The sequence below is a fragment of the Planococcus liqunii genome (assembly GCF_030413595.1).
In the GTDB taxonomy this organism is placed as follows: Bacteria; Bacillota; Bacilli; order Bacillales_A; family Planococcaceae; genus Planococcus; species Planococcus liqunii.
Genome location: NZ_CP129238.1, coordinates 3,351,380 through 3,366,648, shown reverse-complemented (window position 1 = coordinate 3,366,648; position 15,269 = coordinate 3,351,380). Strand labels below are relative to the sequence as shown.

Sequence of the window (15,269 nt, the reverse complement as noted above, 5' to 3'; positions counted from 1 at the left end):
AATTGAAAGGACGGAGAAGCTTGTGGCCAAGTTAAATGTGCAGGAGAGAGAACAGTTAAGAGAAGAAATCCGGAAATTATGTGCGGATTATCCAAATGAGTATTGGAGACAATTGGACATCGAACGCGAATATCCCTATGAATTCGTGGATGCCTTAACGAAAAGCGGCTACCTGTCGGCATTGATTCCCGAAGAGTATGGCGGTAAAGGCTACGGCATGACAGAAGCCACCATCATTCTGGAGGAAATCAACCGCTCAGGCGGCCATGCCGCCGGATGCCATGCCCAGATGTATACAATGGGTGCTTTGCTGAAACACGGCAGCGAAGAGCAAAAACGCAAGTATCTGCCGGAAATTGCGAGCGGCAGCCTGCGCTTCCAGGCCTTTTCGGTGACCGAAGAATCAGCTGGTTCCAATACAACGGCAATCGAGACCTTTGCGGAAAAAACGGAAGAGGGTTATATCGTCAATGGGCATAAAAACTGGACAAGCCGCGTTTTGCAGTCAGATTTGTTGATGCTGCTGGCAAGAACGACTCCGGCGGACCAAGTGGGTGCAAAGAAAACGGAAGGGCTCAGCTTGTTCTTAGTAGATTTGCGCGAAATCCGCGAAAAGCAGCCGGAAACCTTTGTTGTGGAATCGGTACGCACCATGTTCAACTACGCCACCAACCAGGTGTTTTATAAAAATATGAAAATTCCTTCAGAATGCTTGATTGGAGAAGAAGGGAAGGGCTTCCGCTACGTCCTTGACGGCATGAACGCTGAACGTACTTTGCTTGCTGCTGAAGCAATTGGGGACGGTTATTTCTTCATCGACAAAGCGACCAGCTATGCCAACGAACGCGAAGTATTTGACCGCAAAATCGGAACGAACCAGGGAATCCAATTTCCGATTGCCCGCGCCTATGCCGCCATCAAAGCGGCTGATTTAATGCGCTATGAAGCGGCTCGGAAATACGACCAAGGGGAAAAATACGGGGAGCAGGCCAATTTGGCGAAGTATCTGTCGAGTGAAGCGAGCTGGCAGGCTGCGAACGTTTGCCTGGATACGCATGGGGGCTATGGTTTTGTGGACCAGTACGATGTGGAGCGGAAGTTCAGGGAAACCCGCATGTACCAAGTGGCGCCAGTCAGCAATAATATGATTTTGGCTTTCCTTGGGCAAAACGTGCTGGGCATGCCGAGGTCTTACTGAAAAAAAGTGCAACAAGAAAGGATGCCGGTTTGTTCCGGCATCCTTTTTAAATGGTTTATTTACTTCACAGCAGAAGGTTTGACGTCTTTTGGAATTGGGCAGAAGTAAGGCTCTTTTGCCCGTTTCTTTTCGTGTTCAGCTTTTACTGCCTGCAGAGCGTCTTCGTTTTCGTATAAATGAATAGCTGCAGCGGCCATGGATTCTGCAGCCAACAGCATGCCGCTGTGGGCGAATGGGCTGAGGCCCTGCGTCACCATTTGCCAAGTATGCAACGGCGTGCCGATGGCACTTGTGGCAGCCGTTAACTGTGCGGTAGGAACGACCCAACTGACATCGGAGACGTCAGTGGATCCCGGCATGACTTTGTCGGAAGCGACATAGTCTGAAATGATATCCGAAAGGAATTTGCCTTCGAATTCGCTGCCATCGCCGAAATAGCCGAAGCTTTCCATTCCGGAGACAAAGTTTTTCTTTTCACCGTCGGACAAAGAGTCCCAGATACCTTTGGCAAAGGCGATGTCTTCTTCAGTCGGTTGAATCGGACCGGCTTCCTGCAGCTTTTGGTATAGGATTTCCTCTAAAACACGATTCGGTTCGTAATTCGAGCAGGCTTTATCAAAGACAATCGTCATTTCAGTTTCCGTCATCAATGCCGCCCCTTCTGCAATTTTGCAGACGCGTTTGTAGATTTCGTCAACCTGCGCCACTTTCGGCGCCCGGATCAAATACAGAACTTCCGCTTCCGATTGGACAACATTCGGTGAAATGCCGCCGCTATTGGTAATGGCGTAATGGATGCGTGCTTCCTGTACGACGTGTTCCCGCAAATAATTGACCCCGACATTCATCAATTCCACTGCATCCAGTGCGCTTCTTCCAAGATGCGGGGAGTTGGCAGCATGGGAAGCGATGCCCTTAAAACGGAAATAGACCTGGTAGTTGGCAAGGCTTGATAAGCTCATAATAGTAGTTGAATAGGATGGGTGCCAAGTGAAAGCCGCATCCAGTCCTTCGAAAACGCCTTCCCGGACCATGAATGTTTTGCCGGATCCGCCTTCTTCTGCCGGGCAGCCATAAAATTTCAAAGTGCCTTTGATGCCATTTTCCTGAAAATAAGCTTTCACTGCATAAGCGGCAGCTAAAGAACCGGTGCCGAGCAAGTTATGCCCGCAACCGTGGCCAACACCGCCTGGAACCAAAGCTTCCTGTTCGGTGCTATTGGCTTTTTGGCTCAGTCCGGACAAAGCATCAAATTCCCCTAAGAAACCGATGACCGGCTTGCCTTCACCAAAAGTCGCGATAAAAGCTGTCTCTATTCCGCCGACGCCGCGTTCCACATGGAACCCTTCTTTTTCAAGTTCATCCGCTAAAAAGCGGGCAGATTCAAACTCCTGATAACGCGTTTCCGGATGCTCCCATATATAGGTGCTGATTGCTTCAAAGCGCTCTCTATTCGCTGATAAATAATCTTCTGCCGAAAAAGTTTTAATCACGATACAGCCTCCTTTAAAATTCTTACCTTCAGTATATCAAAAAAACCATAAAAAAATTAAATCATTGATTTTTTCTGAATTATTAGCAAGGAATAAAAAAATATTAAAAATTTTTAGAAGCGCATGGTTACTGGCATTGCTAAAGATGAAAACGGTTGCAAATTAGTTTGAATATTTATTCTATATTGACAACTTTTTCGGATTTGATATGATGGATTCAACTCAAATATCAAAAAACTATTTCGACGGAGATAGGCGAAGCACAAGAGGAATCTTCAGAGAGCTGATGGGTGGTGAGAATCAGCGGTTCCGGTCCTTTGCAGCACTCCTGAATAGATGGACTGAAATTCAGTAGGTTCATCCGGCTCGTGCCCGTTACGCATGTGAACCAATGAGACTGCGTCTAATCTTGAGGCAGTGAACTAGGGTGGTACCGCGAATCGAAAGACTCTTCGCCCCTTGCATTTTTATGTGAGGGGCGTGGAGTCTTTTTTATTGCTGCTTCTAAACACGAAAGGGGAAACCAATATGCTGACTGACCAACAAATTTTGCGAATTCCAGGACCTACACCCATTCCGCCAAGCGTCAACCGTGCCATGAGCCAACCGATGATCGGCCATAGGGGGCAGAGCACTTCCGAGATGATCCGTGATATCCGCCCGAAATTAAAACGCGTTTTCGGTACACAGCAGGAAGTGATGATTTTAACTGCCAGCGGAACAGCAGGCCTGGAAACAGCAGTTGTTAATACCGTAGCACCAGGCGAAGAAGTTTTAGTGGTTGTGACAGGTGCTTTTGGTGAGCGGTTTGCGAAAATCTGCAAAGCTTATGAAATAAAAACCCATGTGTTGGATGTGGAATGGGGGCAAGCAGCAGACCCTGAAGCAGTCAAAGCATTCCTGAAAGAACACCCGGAAGTGAAAGCGGTGTTCGCTACATTTTGCGAAACGTCAACCGGCGTGCTGAACCCGGTGCAGGAACTTGCAGCAGCTGTAAAAGAAGAATCGGATGCTTTGTTTATTGTCGACGGTGTTTCTTGTGTTGGAGGAACCGAGACGAAAATGGATGACTGGGGAATCGATGTCGTCGTGACCGGTTCGCAAAAAGCGTTCATGCTTCCAGCGGGGCTCGCGTTTGTAGCGGCGAGCGAACGCGCATGGGCGAAAATCGAAGCAAATCCGCAGCCGCGGTTTTATCTCGATTTAAAAAAGCACCGAGATAATATCCTGAAAGACACCACGCCGTTTACGCCGGCATTATCGATTCTTTTCGGTTTGCAGCAAGTCTTGCAGCTGATGGAGGAAGAAGGGCTGGAGCAGGTATATGCGCGGCACCGGTTGATGATGAAAATGACACGGGCTGCATTCCAAGCTTTGGATGTGCCGCTGTTGACCACAGACGAAGCTGCTTCCCCGACGGTCACGGCGGTTAAGCCGGCAGACTTCGATACAGAAGCGTTCCGGAAAATCATGAAACAGGAATTCGGTTTTGAAGTGGCAAGAGGCCAGCAGCATTTGGCGAAAACCATATTCCGCATTGGCCATATGGGCTATTGTTCACCGGCGGATATGCTGCAGGCCATTGCAATCATGGAAATCGGCGTCATGAAAGCCGGCAAAGAGATTGAACTTGGCAAAGGTGTAAGAGCTGCACAGCAAATCTACTTACATGAAGGGAAGTTGGCACAATGACTTACAATATCCTAATCAGCGATCCATTAAGCGAAGATGGTATTTATCCGCTGCGCCAAGCGGACGGCTTTAATATCGTGATGGAAACCAATTTGACACCCGAACAGCTGGGAGAACGGATCAAGGATTTTGATGCCTTGCTGGTCCGGAGCCAGACGCAGGTGACGCGCGACATTATCGAAAAAGCCCAGCATTTGAAAATCATCGGCCGCGCCGGGGTTGGAGTGGACAATATCGATTTGGAGGCTGCCACAGAACACGGCATCATCGTCGTCAACGCGCCGGATGGCAATACGAATTCTGCTGCTGAACATACCATTGCGATGCTGATGTCAATGGCCCGGAAAATCCCGCAAGCTTTCTATGCACTGCGCAATCAGAACTGGGACCGCAAGTCGTATGTTGGAGTGGAACTAAAAAATAAGACGCTTGGCGTCATCGGACTCGGCCGGATCGGCACAGAAGTAGCGGCCCGGGCAAAAGGCCAGCGCATGAACGTTATTGCTTACGATCCTTTCCTGACAGCTGAAAAAGCGGCAAAAATGGGCGTCGACTTCGGTTCAGTAGAAGACGTCATAAAAGCGGCGGACTTCATCACTGTCCATACCCCGCTATTGAAGGAAACCCGCCACTTGATCAACGCGGAAGCATTCAAGCTGATGAAAGACGGCGTCCAGATCATCAACTGTGCGAGAGGCGGCATTATTGACGAAAATGCTCTGTATGACGCCATCAAATCAGGAAAAGTAGCCGGTGCAGCGCTCGACGTGTTTGAACAGGAGCCGATGGTCGATTTCCGTTTACTCGACTTGCCTGAAGTGGTGGCGACGCCGCACCTGGGCGCCAGCACGATTGAAGCGCAGGAAAGCGTCGCAGTGGACGTCAGCAATGACGTCATCAGCTACTTCACGACAGGCACCGTCCGCAACTCGGTCAACTTGCCATCTGTACCGAAAGAAGTTATGGCAAAAATCGAACCGTATTTTGACCTTGCTGAACGCCTTGGGCGATTCCTGACCGATCTGAGCGATGGCACAGCCGAAGAAGTAAATATCCAGTATTCAGGGGAATTGGCGAATGTCGAAGTCGGCCCTTTGACGCGCAACGCATTGAAAGGTTTGCTGAAACGCCATCTCGGGGAAAACGTCAATGACGTCAATGCTTTGTATTTGGCCAATCAAAAAGGCATCACGGTCAATGAAAGCAAGTCCACTACGGCAAAAGGCTTCACGAACCTGATGACGATGGAAGTGAAAAACGCCAACGGCACGCGGACAGCTGCGGGTACCTTATTGAACGGGCAAGGCGCACGCATTGTCAAAGTGGACAATTATTTGGTGGACATCGTTCCGCAAGGCCATTTGGTCTTTATCCGGCACAATGACCGCCCGGGTGTAATCGGACGAGTCGGAACTCTGCTTGGAGAAGAAGGCGTCAATATTGCGACGATGCAGGTATTCCGTTCGAATGCCGGCGGAGATGCCATCATGATGCTGTCAATCGACAAAGTAGCCGAAGACAGCGGTCTGGCGCAACTGGAAAGCTTGGCTGAAATTGAACATGTAACGGCGATTAATATGTAAGTGAACTTGAAAGAGACCCTCAATGAGGGTCTCTTTTCATGTCTGCAAGCTTTCCAATATCGGCAGCAGTTGGTCCAGGTGGCTGATTTCGTATGTAGGAATGATGCTTTCGTGCGGCGCTTTTTGTTCCCGGTTGATCCAGACGGAGCGGATGCCGGCTCTTTCGGCGCCGATGATATCCGTCAGTAAGTTGTCGCCGACCATCAATACTTCATCTGCCCGGTAGCCGAATTTCGCCAAGGCGTGTTCGAAGATCTCAGGAGCCGGCTTTCCTTTTCCAAATGCCCCTGAGATGACAATATGGCCGAAATAAGGCGCAATTTCGGGTGTAATTTCAAGTTTGATGTTTTGCAGGGCTGGAGAACCGTTCGTCAGCAGCAGAAGCTCGTATTTCCCTTTCAGCTCTTCTAGCACGTCGAGCGCTTCTTCATAAAGAATCGGACTTTGCCTGCGGGCTTCCGGAAAGTAGTCGGCCAGGTCCTGCCCCAGATCCGGATCATCAATGCCGATTTTTTTCAAGCCCTGTGTCCAGGCTTCGCGCCGGTATTCAGGGGCGATTTTTTTCATTTCCTGGAAATCAGCACCTTCGTCATCAAAAGTTCCCCATAGCCCTTCAAAAGGGTTGATGCCAATCATTTGGGTGAAAGGGTAAGTGGCATAGGCAGAATAAAGTGCGGTTGCTTCCGTGCGGACGGCTGCTTCGAGTCCTGTGCAATCTTGTCCGCTCTTATCCGCTGCCCGCTCGCAAGTTTTCCGGAATGCTTCCGCCACACTTTTCTTATCCCATAATAAAGTGTCATCCAAATCAAAAAAAATAGCTTTTACGATCAGTGCCGCCTCCTCGTGACTGTATTTTCACTCAATTCAAGTGTACTGCACCGGCTGGGAAAAACAAAGCAGGCGAAAGGTTGGGAAGTGAAAAATTCGGATGGGGGATGATATGATATGGGCGAGGAGTGATGAACTTGACTGCCGTTGGGACACCCAATGCTTTACTCGATGAAGCAATAGAGTTTTTGTCCGTCTGCTACTATGAATTAGGGAAAAACGAACAACAAATAGAAACCCGTATTGCTGAAATTGCCAAGGAAATTGAACAGACAAATACGTATACGCATACATTTGAAGAGCTTGAACATGGCGCCCGGATGGCTTGGCGTAATAACAACCGCTGCATTGGCCGGTTGTTTTGGAATTCGTTGACCGTCTTTGATGAACGCCAACAATCTACTGCCGAAGGCGCTTTTGACGCCTTGTTGAACCACATTGAATTTGCATCCAATGGCGGCAAAATCCGCCCGACGATTACGGTGTTTGCACCTTCACAAGACGGGGAAGATGCCATGCGCATCTGGAACCATCAGTTGATCCGCTACGCGGGCTACGAAAAGGATGGAGAAATTATTGGAGATTCAACATCCTTGGAGTTCACGAAGCAATGCGAGAAATTGGGATGGCGAGGCGAAGGCGGCCATTTTGATGTTTTGCCATTGGTCATTCAAGTGAGAGGGGAAGAACCCTGTTATTTTGAGCTCCCGAAAGAATCCGTCATTGAAGTGGAACTGGAACACCCGGAAATCAGCCGCTTTAAAGAGCTGAAGGCCAAATGGTACGGTGTGCCGATCATTTCAGAAATGAAGCTGGAAATCGGCGGCATCCATTATACGATGGCACCGTTTAATGGCTGGTATATGGGAACGGAAATCGGTGCGCGCAATCTGGCTGATGAAGACCGCTATGATCTGCTGCCGGCTGTGGCGGGAATCATGGGGCTGAATACCGATTCCAACCGTTCGCTTTGGAAAGACAAAGCCTTGGTGGAATTGAATATTGCGGTGCTGGATTCGTTCCAAAAAGCCGGCGTCACCATTGTTGACCACCATACCGCTGCAAAACAATTCAAAAGCTTCGAGAAAAAAGAGGAAACGGCCGGACGGGACTTGACCGGCAACTGGGCTTGGCTGATTCCGCCGATGTCCCCGGCAACGACGCATATTTTCCATAAGCCCTATAAAAACGATGTTGTAAAACCGAATTACTTCTATCAGAAGGCTCCCTATCCTTTATAAGGAGTGAGAAAGTATGAAAGAATTCAAAGTCACGTATTTTTTTGACGAAGAGCATTACATCCGCCGGTTTATCCACGTCGAGTCACAGGAAAAAGCAGAAGCTTTAATCCGCAGCGAGCGGGATCAGTATATCTCGTTTACCGACAGCAGAGGGATCTACCATGAACTGCATACAGGGAAAGTCCGCGTCGTCCAGATTTCTGAGTATTTCCGAGTGGATAAAAGCAAAGCCAAAAAAGCCGCCAACGACTGAAGGCGGCTTTTTTCTATTATTCATTAAAACCTGTTGAATGGAGTTTCTTCTTATTTAAAGCTCAGGAATCCATCGTCTACCGCAACGGTGGAACCATTGATGGCAGCAGCTTTCTCGGAGAACAGAAACTTCACGACGCTGGCCACTTTCTCAGGCTGAATCAGTTTGTTGTGCATATGAAGTGCAGACAAGGCTTTTTTCATTTCTTCATCTTCTCCGAGAATCGGCGTATCGATAAATCCGGGAGCAACGCCGACTACCCGAATGCCGTGTTCAGCAAGTTCGAGCGCGCCGGATTTGGACATCATAACCACTGCGGCTTTTGCCGCGTTGTAGTTGAAGCTTCCTTTTGCCGCCATGGAGCCGTAAATGGAAGCGGTATTGACGATAGTGCCTTTGGCTCCGAGTTCGACCATCTTTTTCGCGCCGTAATAAATGCCGTAGTAGACGCTGTGCTGGTCGACATCGATTACTTTATGGTAAGAAGCGGGATCCATTTCAAGCAAAGGTTTAACAAGCCCGATGCCGGCGTTGTTGAAAATGCCGTTTAATGTGCCGAATGTTTCGACCGCAAAATTAACCATCGCTTCCACTTCTTCGGCTTTGGAAACATCCACTTTGAACGTTGCCGCTTTGCCGCCTTGCGCTTCAATATTCGCTGCAGTTTCTTTTGCGCCTTCTTCGTTGAAGTCGGCTACGACAATGGCGTTTCCAGCCTCCGATAATAGATATGCCGCTTCACGTCCGATGCCGCTGGCTCCGCCTGTAATGATAATCACGTTATTTTCTGCCATTTCAAATTCCTCCTTCTGGTTTTGCTGCATTTGTTATTAAAAGATTTCCTTCTATATAGGTACTTGCCCTTAAGATCCGGATTTAAAACAAGCGTTGAAGTTTTTGAGTATATAAGTCGATAGAAAAGCGGAGTTTATATATAATAGGAGATAGTGAACGTTCTTCACATTCAAAGTTGAAAGAAAGTGGGAAACCCAATGGGACGCAAATGGAATAATATTAAAGAGAAAAAAGCATCCAAAGACGCAAACACAAGCCGGATCTACGCGAAATTCGGACGGGAAATCTATGTTGCCGCAAAACAAGGCGAACCGGATCCTGAATCGAACCAGGCGCTGAAAGTCGTGCTTGAACGCGCCAAAACATATAGTGTGCCCAGAGCTATCATTGACCGGGCGATTGAAAAGGCAAAAGGCGGTTCGGAAGAAAGTTATGATGAACTGCGCTACGAAGGTTTCGGGCCGAACGGTTCCATGGTGATTGTGGATACATTGACAAATAACGTGAACCGCACTGCTTCAGATGTCCGTGCGGCGTTCGGCAAAAACGGCGGCAACATGGGTGTCAGCGGCTCGGTTGCTTATATGTTCGACTATACAGCTGTTTTCGGCATCGAAGGCAAAACAGCGGATGAAGTGCTTGAATTGCTGATGGAAGCGGATGTGGATGTACGCGATATCAGCGAAGAAGAAGATTCGGTGATCGTTTATGCAGAACCGGATCAATTCCATATTGTCCAGGAAGCGTTCAAAAACGTCGGCATCACGGAGTTTACTGTGGCTGAACTGACCATGCTGGCACAAAACGAACTGGAATTGCCCGAAGATGCACAAGCCCAATTTGAAAAAATGATCGATGCCATCGAAGATTTGGAAGATGTGCAGCAGGTTTACCACAATGTTGATTTAGCTTAATAGCAACGGAAGGCTCTTCATTTTAAAATGAAGAGCTTTTTTTATACACTTAAGATTTTGAAATTGTTTTAGAGATTTTAGATTAGGGAAAAAGCTTAGGAAGCAAGTGACGAGAAAATTGATGGTATGAGGTGTTGAGATGAACCTGAGGGAAAGAAAAACGGCCAAGAAAAAAGAAGACATTCTTCGTTCCGCCAGTTTGGTTATCTCGAGGAAAGGGTTCCGCCAGACCACAATGGAGGACATTGCGGCTGAACTGCTGATGACAAAAGGTTCTTTGTATTATTATTTTAAGAACAAAGAAGAATTGCTGTTTTATTGCCATGAACATATTTTGACAACTGTTTTGGACAAACTGAGGAAAATTAAACAACAAGACATCACTTCCAGCGAAAAAATGAAAGCCGCCATCAAAATCCATTTGGATACCGCGATCCGCGAACGGGAAATATTCAATCTGGCGATAAAGCCGGAACAGATTTTTTCTGGTGATCATGTAGAAGTTATTGTACAAAAATTGGATGAATACGCGGAGCTTTTTGATCAGCTGATTCTCCAAGGGATCCAAAAAGGAGAATTTTAGGTTGTCCAGAAGAAAATGGCACGGATGATTATTTTAGGAGCGGCCAATTGGATTCAAGTATGGTATTCGCCCGAAGGGGAATTTAGCAAAGAGGAAATCGAACAAGTTTATGCGGATTATTTATTGAAAATTTTGAAGTAAAAAGGTATTTGAATTTTCCAAGCCAAGGAGGATGGGGAAATGAAAGCAATCGTCGTAAAGGAACTGGGAGCGCCGGAAGTAATGGAGCTTCAGGAAGTGGAAAAACCGGAAATTGCCCCGCATCAAGTGCTGATTCAAGTACAGGCGATCAGTGTGAATTTTGCCGATATCAAAGCACGCCAGGGGCAATATCACGGCACCGAGGCAGGAGCTGCATTCACTCCAGGATTGGATTGCGCCGGGGAAATCATTGAAGTGGGCAGCGAAGTGACGAAGTTTAAGCCGGGACAGCGGGTAATGGCTTTTCCGAAAAATGGGTCATATGCCGAGTATGTCGCAGCGGATGAAGTGCTGGCTTATGCGGTTCCGGACGAATTGGATATTGAAACAGCGGCAGCTTCACTGACGGTGGGCATTACAGCGTACAATGTCATTCGGAAAATAGCACGCCTCGCTCCGGAAGAAACCATCTTAATCCATGCAGCAGCGGGCGGCATCGGCTCAACAGCCATTCAGTTAGCTCGTCTATTTGGCGCCGGCAAAATTATCGGAACAGTAGGCAGCGATGAAAAGAAAGAAGCCGCAAAGAGCTTTGGGGCAGACCACGTCATCAATTACGTATCAGGTGATTTTGTCGAAGAAGTGAAGCAACTGACCGGCGGCAAAGGAGCAGACGTCATATTGGATACAGTGGCCGGTAAAAATTTCGAGAAGAGCTTGAACTGTCTGGCACCGTTTGGCCGGATTGTTTCATTTGGCCACGGCAATACGGGCTCTGTGCCAGGCGCCCTTACCACCGCTGATCTGCATTCCAGCTGCCGGTCTGTCCTTGGATACAGCACCGGAACTTACCGGAAACAGCGTCCCGAGTTTCTGCAGGAGGCAGCGGCAAAAATAACAGAATTGATGCTGGAGAAAAAATTGGAGATGGCGATTTCCAAACGCTTTCCGCTGGCGGAAGCCGCACAAGCCCATGTCCATATTGAAAGCCGAAAAAGCATTGGCAAGATTTTGCTGATGCCTTAAAGAGTTCCGGCTTCCGTTTGGTTTCATCAGCGAAGCCGGATAAAGCGTAATTTGTTATTTCAGTAATAGGAACTACAAGCCCAATGATTTTACTAAATGTAGTGGTGATAGCAGTAAGAAAGTACCTAAAATCTTATTTCCTTCTTAAATATAAAGACTTATCATTATATTGGAATAAATTTAAAACTTGTATATTATTTTAGATTTCGGTTAAACTATTGTTTAAGTCTGAAGAAAAAGGAAGAGATGCATGAAAAAAACTAGTTTGACTGTGAAGGTATTAAGCGGACTTGTTCTCGGTGCAATTGTCGGTTTACTTATTAATTTATTTGCGCCTGGAGCTTTCGAAAATTTAAATACATTCTTATTTGTTCCGCTTGGTCAAATATTTTTGAGTATGATTAATATGCTCGTGGTGCCGCTTGTACTGTTTTCAATCATTTTGGGGACAGCAGGACTTGGCGATCCAGCTAAGTTAGGGCGCATCGGTTTTAAAACGGTTACATACTTCTTAGTGACGACAACAATTGCCATTATCATTGGCCTTGGACTGGCAGCCTTGATTCAGCCGGGCCTTGCAGGCGATTTTGATCTTGGAAGTGCTTCATTTGAAAGTGAAGAAGCTCCTTCTGTGGCAGATACTCTTTTAAATATTATTCCTGATAATCCATTGGCAGCTATGACAGAAGGAAATATGCTTCAAATTATTGTATTTGCCGTATTCATTGGTCTTGCATTGACTGCTCTTGGTGATAAGACAAAAGGAATCTTTAACCTGGTTGAGCAAGGAAATGAAATTATGATGTATCTGGTAGGCCTGGTCATGAAGTTTGCGCCTTACGGTACATTTGGATTGATTGCGACAGCAGTAGGGTCTCAAGGGTTCTCCGCTATGAAAGCTATGGGATCTTATATGGTCGTTATTTTAGCTGCACTTTTCATTCACTCGGTGTTTACATATGGAGGAACAGTTGCAGTATTGGCAAAGAAAAACCCAATCTGGTTCTTCAAGAAATTTGCGCCTGCAATGAGTGTAGCGTTTAGTACATCAAGCAGTAACGCAACGTTGCCGGTATCGATGGACGTAGCACAGAAAGAACTTGGCGTGCCAAAATCCATCAGTTCATTTGTACAGCCATTAGGGGCGACCATCAATATGGACGGAACTGCAATTATGCAGGGTGTGGCTACGATGTTTATTGCGCAGGCCTTTGGGATTGAACTGACATTAGTCGAACTAGCTACAGTTGTATTGACTGCCGTATTAGCGAGTGTCGGGACTGCCGGGGTCCCAGGCGTCGGTCTCATCATGCTTGCAATGGTGCTTGGCAGTGTTGGCTTGCCGGTTGAAGGAATTGGTTTAATCATAGGTATTGACCGCTTGCTTGATATGACTAGAACTGCCGTAAACATTACTGGTGATGCTGCTTGTGCAGTTTATGTAGCAGAAACTGAAGGCAAACGCGTATTGAAAAGAGAAGAAGCAGAAGCAAACGCTTAAGCTTGAAAATAAGAAACTTCTTTCTCCAGCTCCGGATCTCCGGGCAGCGAGAGGGAAGTTTTTTATATGGAAAGAAGTAGGTTTAACGGCCCGATTGTTTCGCAAATTTGAATTGGCAGCTTTTTAGGCTAAGTGGATGGATATAATTCGAGGATCGAACTAATAGGTATTATAATTCAAATATTGAAACTTTTCAGTTTATTATTGTGGGAGTTACCATTCTTTTCTATACTAATATCAGATTGAAGAGGGAGGAATAAATTTGAAGAAAAATTATTTTGTTCCAGTATTATTATCTTCGGCTCTCGTACTTAGCTCATTTTCCGCAGCCAATGCATTGGCTGCGCCACCGGACCAGCCCGGCAAGCCGTGGAATGAAACGGGCAGCGTACCGGTTTTTGTAAAAGAAAAATTTGGTGAAAAACAGGTTGGCAATGCGGCAGCCCATGCTCTGGATTATTTAAAAAAGATTGAAAAGCAGATTGGTGTAGCCAATCCGGATAAAAACTTGAAAGTGAAAAACATACAGAAAGATTCGCTTGGCATGAAACATGTCCGCTTTAACCAGACCGTAAAAGGCATTCCGGTAGAAGGATCCGAAGTGGTCGTCCATTATAACAAACAAGACGAACTGGTGTCTGTAAATGGCAGCCATATTCCGGAAGCAACAGAGGAGATCGACACATCAGCGGCTGTCAGTGAAGCGGCAGCGGTGGAAGCAGCCAAGAAGGCAGTAAACGCTCCGGCTCAACTGGAAGAAACCCCTTTAGCGGATTTGGTGATTTATCCTTTTGAAGGAACCAACCATTTGGCTTATAAAGTGAATGTCAATTTCCTCGGGGAAAAACCAGGGAATTGGTTTGCCTTTATTGATGCAAAAAGCGGGGAAACCATCGACCAGTACAATGCATTGATGCATGTGGACAACCATCACGAATCGGTTGGAACAGGTGTCCTTGGAGCGCAGCGGAAAATACATACTACGCGGACTCAACTGCCAAGCCAGGGAACGATTTTTAGTTTATCGGACACTTCCCATGCAGGACTTCAAGGAATTTTCACCTATGATGCAAATGACGGCAAGATCTTTTCGAACAACAGTGCATCATGGAAAGACGAATATCAGCACGCCGCTGTAGATGCACATTACAATTCGGAAGTCGTCTATGATTATTACTTAGAGGAACATGGACGGAATTCACTTGATGACAAAGGAATGGCAATCGTTTCTTATGTGCATTACGGCGATAATTACAATAACGCTTTCTGGAACGGCCGCCAGATGACATACGGAGACGGGGACGGCTCTTATATGGTGCCCCTGTCTGCCGGGCTTGATGTAGCTGCCCATGAAATGACGCATGGCGTAATCACAAACTCTGCAAACCTTCAGTACCGCTTCCAGTCAGGTGCATTGAACGAATCGTTCGCCGACATCTTCGGGGCCTTGATTGACAGTGAGGACTGGGAAGTCGGAGAAGACATTATGGGTCCAGGGGCAAAAGCGGACGGCCGTGTATCGCTCCGCAGTTTGAGCGATCCAGGCAAATACCCGGTTAAAGCGGACTATGTTCCTTACGGCGACGGAAAAGGCAAATACCCTGCGCATATGGACGAATACTATGACCTGCCGAGAAGCCTTGACAATGGCGGCGTGCATATCAACTCGTCGATTACCAACCATGCGGCGTATTTGATTGGCGAAAAAATCGGAAAAGAAAAGCTGGGCCAAATTTTTTATCGGGCACTGACGGTGTATTTAACGCCGACTTCTGATTTCAGCGCTGCGCGCCGGGCCATTGTCCAGTCTGCAGCTGATATTTACGGAGAAGCGAGCGCTGAAGCGAAAGCCGCCGCTGAAGGTTTTGATAGTGTTGGCATTTACGAATAAATCAGTCATCCAGCAAGTACCTGCTTAGAATATTATAAATAGTTTCCTAAAAGGATTTTCATCAATCGATGAAAATCCTTTTAATATGGAAAATCTTCACATTGACAAGGGTGTAACAGCGTTGTATATT

12 protein-coding genes, 1 pseudogene and 1 other annotated feature are annotated in these 15,269 nt (G+C 47.0%); of the genes and pseudogenes, 10 read left to right on the top strand and 3 right to left on the bottom strand.

All coding sequences use genetic code 11. The annotated features are described in order from the left end of the window. Positions 1–22 precede the first annotated feature (22 nt). Positions 23–1,198 (top strand): acyl-CoA dehydrogenase family protein, encoded by a 1,176-nt coding sequence (locus tag QWY22_RS16625; protein ID WP_300981933.1) that lies wholly within the window; start codon positions 23–25, stop codon positions 1,196–1,198. A 59-nt stretch (positions 1,199–1,257) separates the two neighbouring features. On the opposite strand, the gene QWY22_RS16620 is transcribed toward QWY22_RS16625, so the two are convergent. After that, positions 1,258–2,694 (bottom strand): M20 family metallopeptidase, encoded by a 1,437-nt coding sequence (locus tag QWY22_RS16620; RefSeq protein ID WP_300984420.1) that lies wholly within the window; start codon positions 2,692–2,694, stop codon positions 1,258–1,260. Positions 2,695–2,924: 230 nt separating this feature from the next. Beyond that, positions 2,925–3,154, top strand: a binding site (T-box leader). Positions 3,155–3,219: 65 nt separating this feature from the next. On the opposite strand from QWY22_RS16620, the gene QWY22_RS16615 reads away from it, so the two are divergent. Both QWY22_RS16615 and serA read left to right on the top strand, forming a co-directional pair. After that, positions 3,220–4,383 carry a pyridoxal-phosphate-dependent aminotransferase family protein gene (locus QWY22_RS16615; RefSeq protein ID WP_300981932.1) on the top strand — a complete coding sequence of 388 codons (1,164 nt, stop codon included), beginning with the start codon at positions 3,220–3,222 and terminating at the stop codon, positions 4,381–4,383. Beyond that, positions 4,380–5,966, top strand: a complete 1,587-nt coding sequence (gene serA / locus QWY22_RS16610; RefSeq protein ID WP_300981931.1) for a phosphoglycerate dehydrogenase — start codon at positions 4,380–4,382, stop codon at positions 5,964–5,966. The genes QWY22_RS16615 and serA overlap by 4 nt, the downstream gene beginning before the upstream one ends. 36 nt (positions 5,967–6,002) lie before the next feature. Here the strand turns inward: serA and QWY22_RS16605 are convergent, their stop codons facing one another. After that, on the bottom strand, positions 6,003–6,794 hold the full coding sequence (locus QWY22_RS16605) for an HAD family hydrolase (protein ID WP_300984419.1): 792 nt from the start codon (positions 6,792–6,794) through the stop codon (positions 6,003–6,005). Between the two features lie 137 nt (positions 6,795–6,931). Between QWY22_RS16605 and QWY22_RS16600 the strand changes: the two genes are divergently transcribed. Both QWY22_RS16600 and QWY22_RS16595 read left to right on the top strand, forming a co-directional pair. Then, positions 6,932–8,035: a nitric oxide synthase oxygenase gene (locus QWY22_RS16600; protein ID WP_300981930.1), complete on the top strand. Its 1,104-nt coding sequence runs from the start codon at positions 6,932–6,934 to the stop codon at positions 8,033–8,035. A gap of 13 nt (positions 8,036–8,048) precedes the next feature. Next, the gene (locus QWY22_RS16595) at positions 8,049–8,288 is read left to right on the top strand and encodes a hypothetical protein (protein WP_300981929.1); all 240 of its coding nucleotides are present in this window, start codon (positions 8,049–8,051) and stop codon (positions 8,286–8,288) included. A gap of 50 nt (positions 8,289–8,338) precedes the next feature. Here the strand turns inward: QWY22_RS16595 and QWY22_RS16590 are convergent, their stop codons facing one another. Next, complete coding sequence (locus tag QWY22_RS16590) at positions 8,339–9,082, bottom strand: SDR family NAD(P)-dependent oxidoreductase (RefSeq protein WP_300981928.1); 744 nt, start codon at positions 9,080–9,082, stop codon at positions 8,339–8,341. 198 nt (positions 9,083–9,280) lie between these two features. Here QWY22_RS16590 and QWY22_RS16585 point away from each other — a divergent pair, with 198 nt between their 5' ends. The 5 genes and pseudogenes from QWY22_RS16585 to QWY22_RS16565 all read left to right on the top strand — a co-directional run bounded on the left by QWY22_RS16585 (position 9,281) and on the right by QWY22_RS16565 (position 15,139). Then, positions 9,281–9,997, top strand: a complete 717-nt coding sequence (locus QWY22_RS16585; protein ID WP_036801785.1) for a YebC/PmpR family DNA-binding transcriptional regulator — start codon at positions 9,281–9,283, stop codon at positions 9,995–9,997. 139 nt (positions 9,998–10,136) lie between these two features. After that, a pseudogene (locus tag QWY22_RS16580) lies at positions 10,137–10,721 on the top strand (TetR/AcrR family transcriptional regulator). 39 nt (positions 10,722–10,760) lie between these two features. Beyond that, positions 10,761–11,747, top strand: coding sequence for a quinone oxidoreductase family protein (locus QWY22_RS16575; protein ID WP_300981927.1), 987 nt, complete (start codon positions 10,761–10,763; stop codon positions 11,745–11,747). A gap of 250 nt (positions 11,748–11,997) precedes the next feature. Further along, a complete protein-coding gene (locus QWY22_RS16570; RefSeq protein WP_300981926.1) occupies positions 11,998–13,248 on the top strand; it encodes a dicarboxylate/amino acid:cation symporter in 1,251 nt (416 codons plus the stop codon). A 262-nt stretch (positions 13,249–13,510) separates the two neighbouring features. After that, positions 13,511–15,139 carry a M4 family metallopeptidase gene (locus QWY22_RS16565; protein ID WP_300981924.1) on the top strand — a complete coding sequence of 543 codons (1,629 nt, stop codon included), beginning with the start codon at positions 13,511–13,513 and terminating at the stop codon, positions 15,137–15,139. The last annotated feature ends 130 nt before the right edge of the window (positions 15,140–15,269 follow it).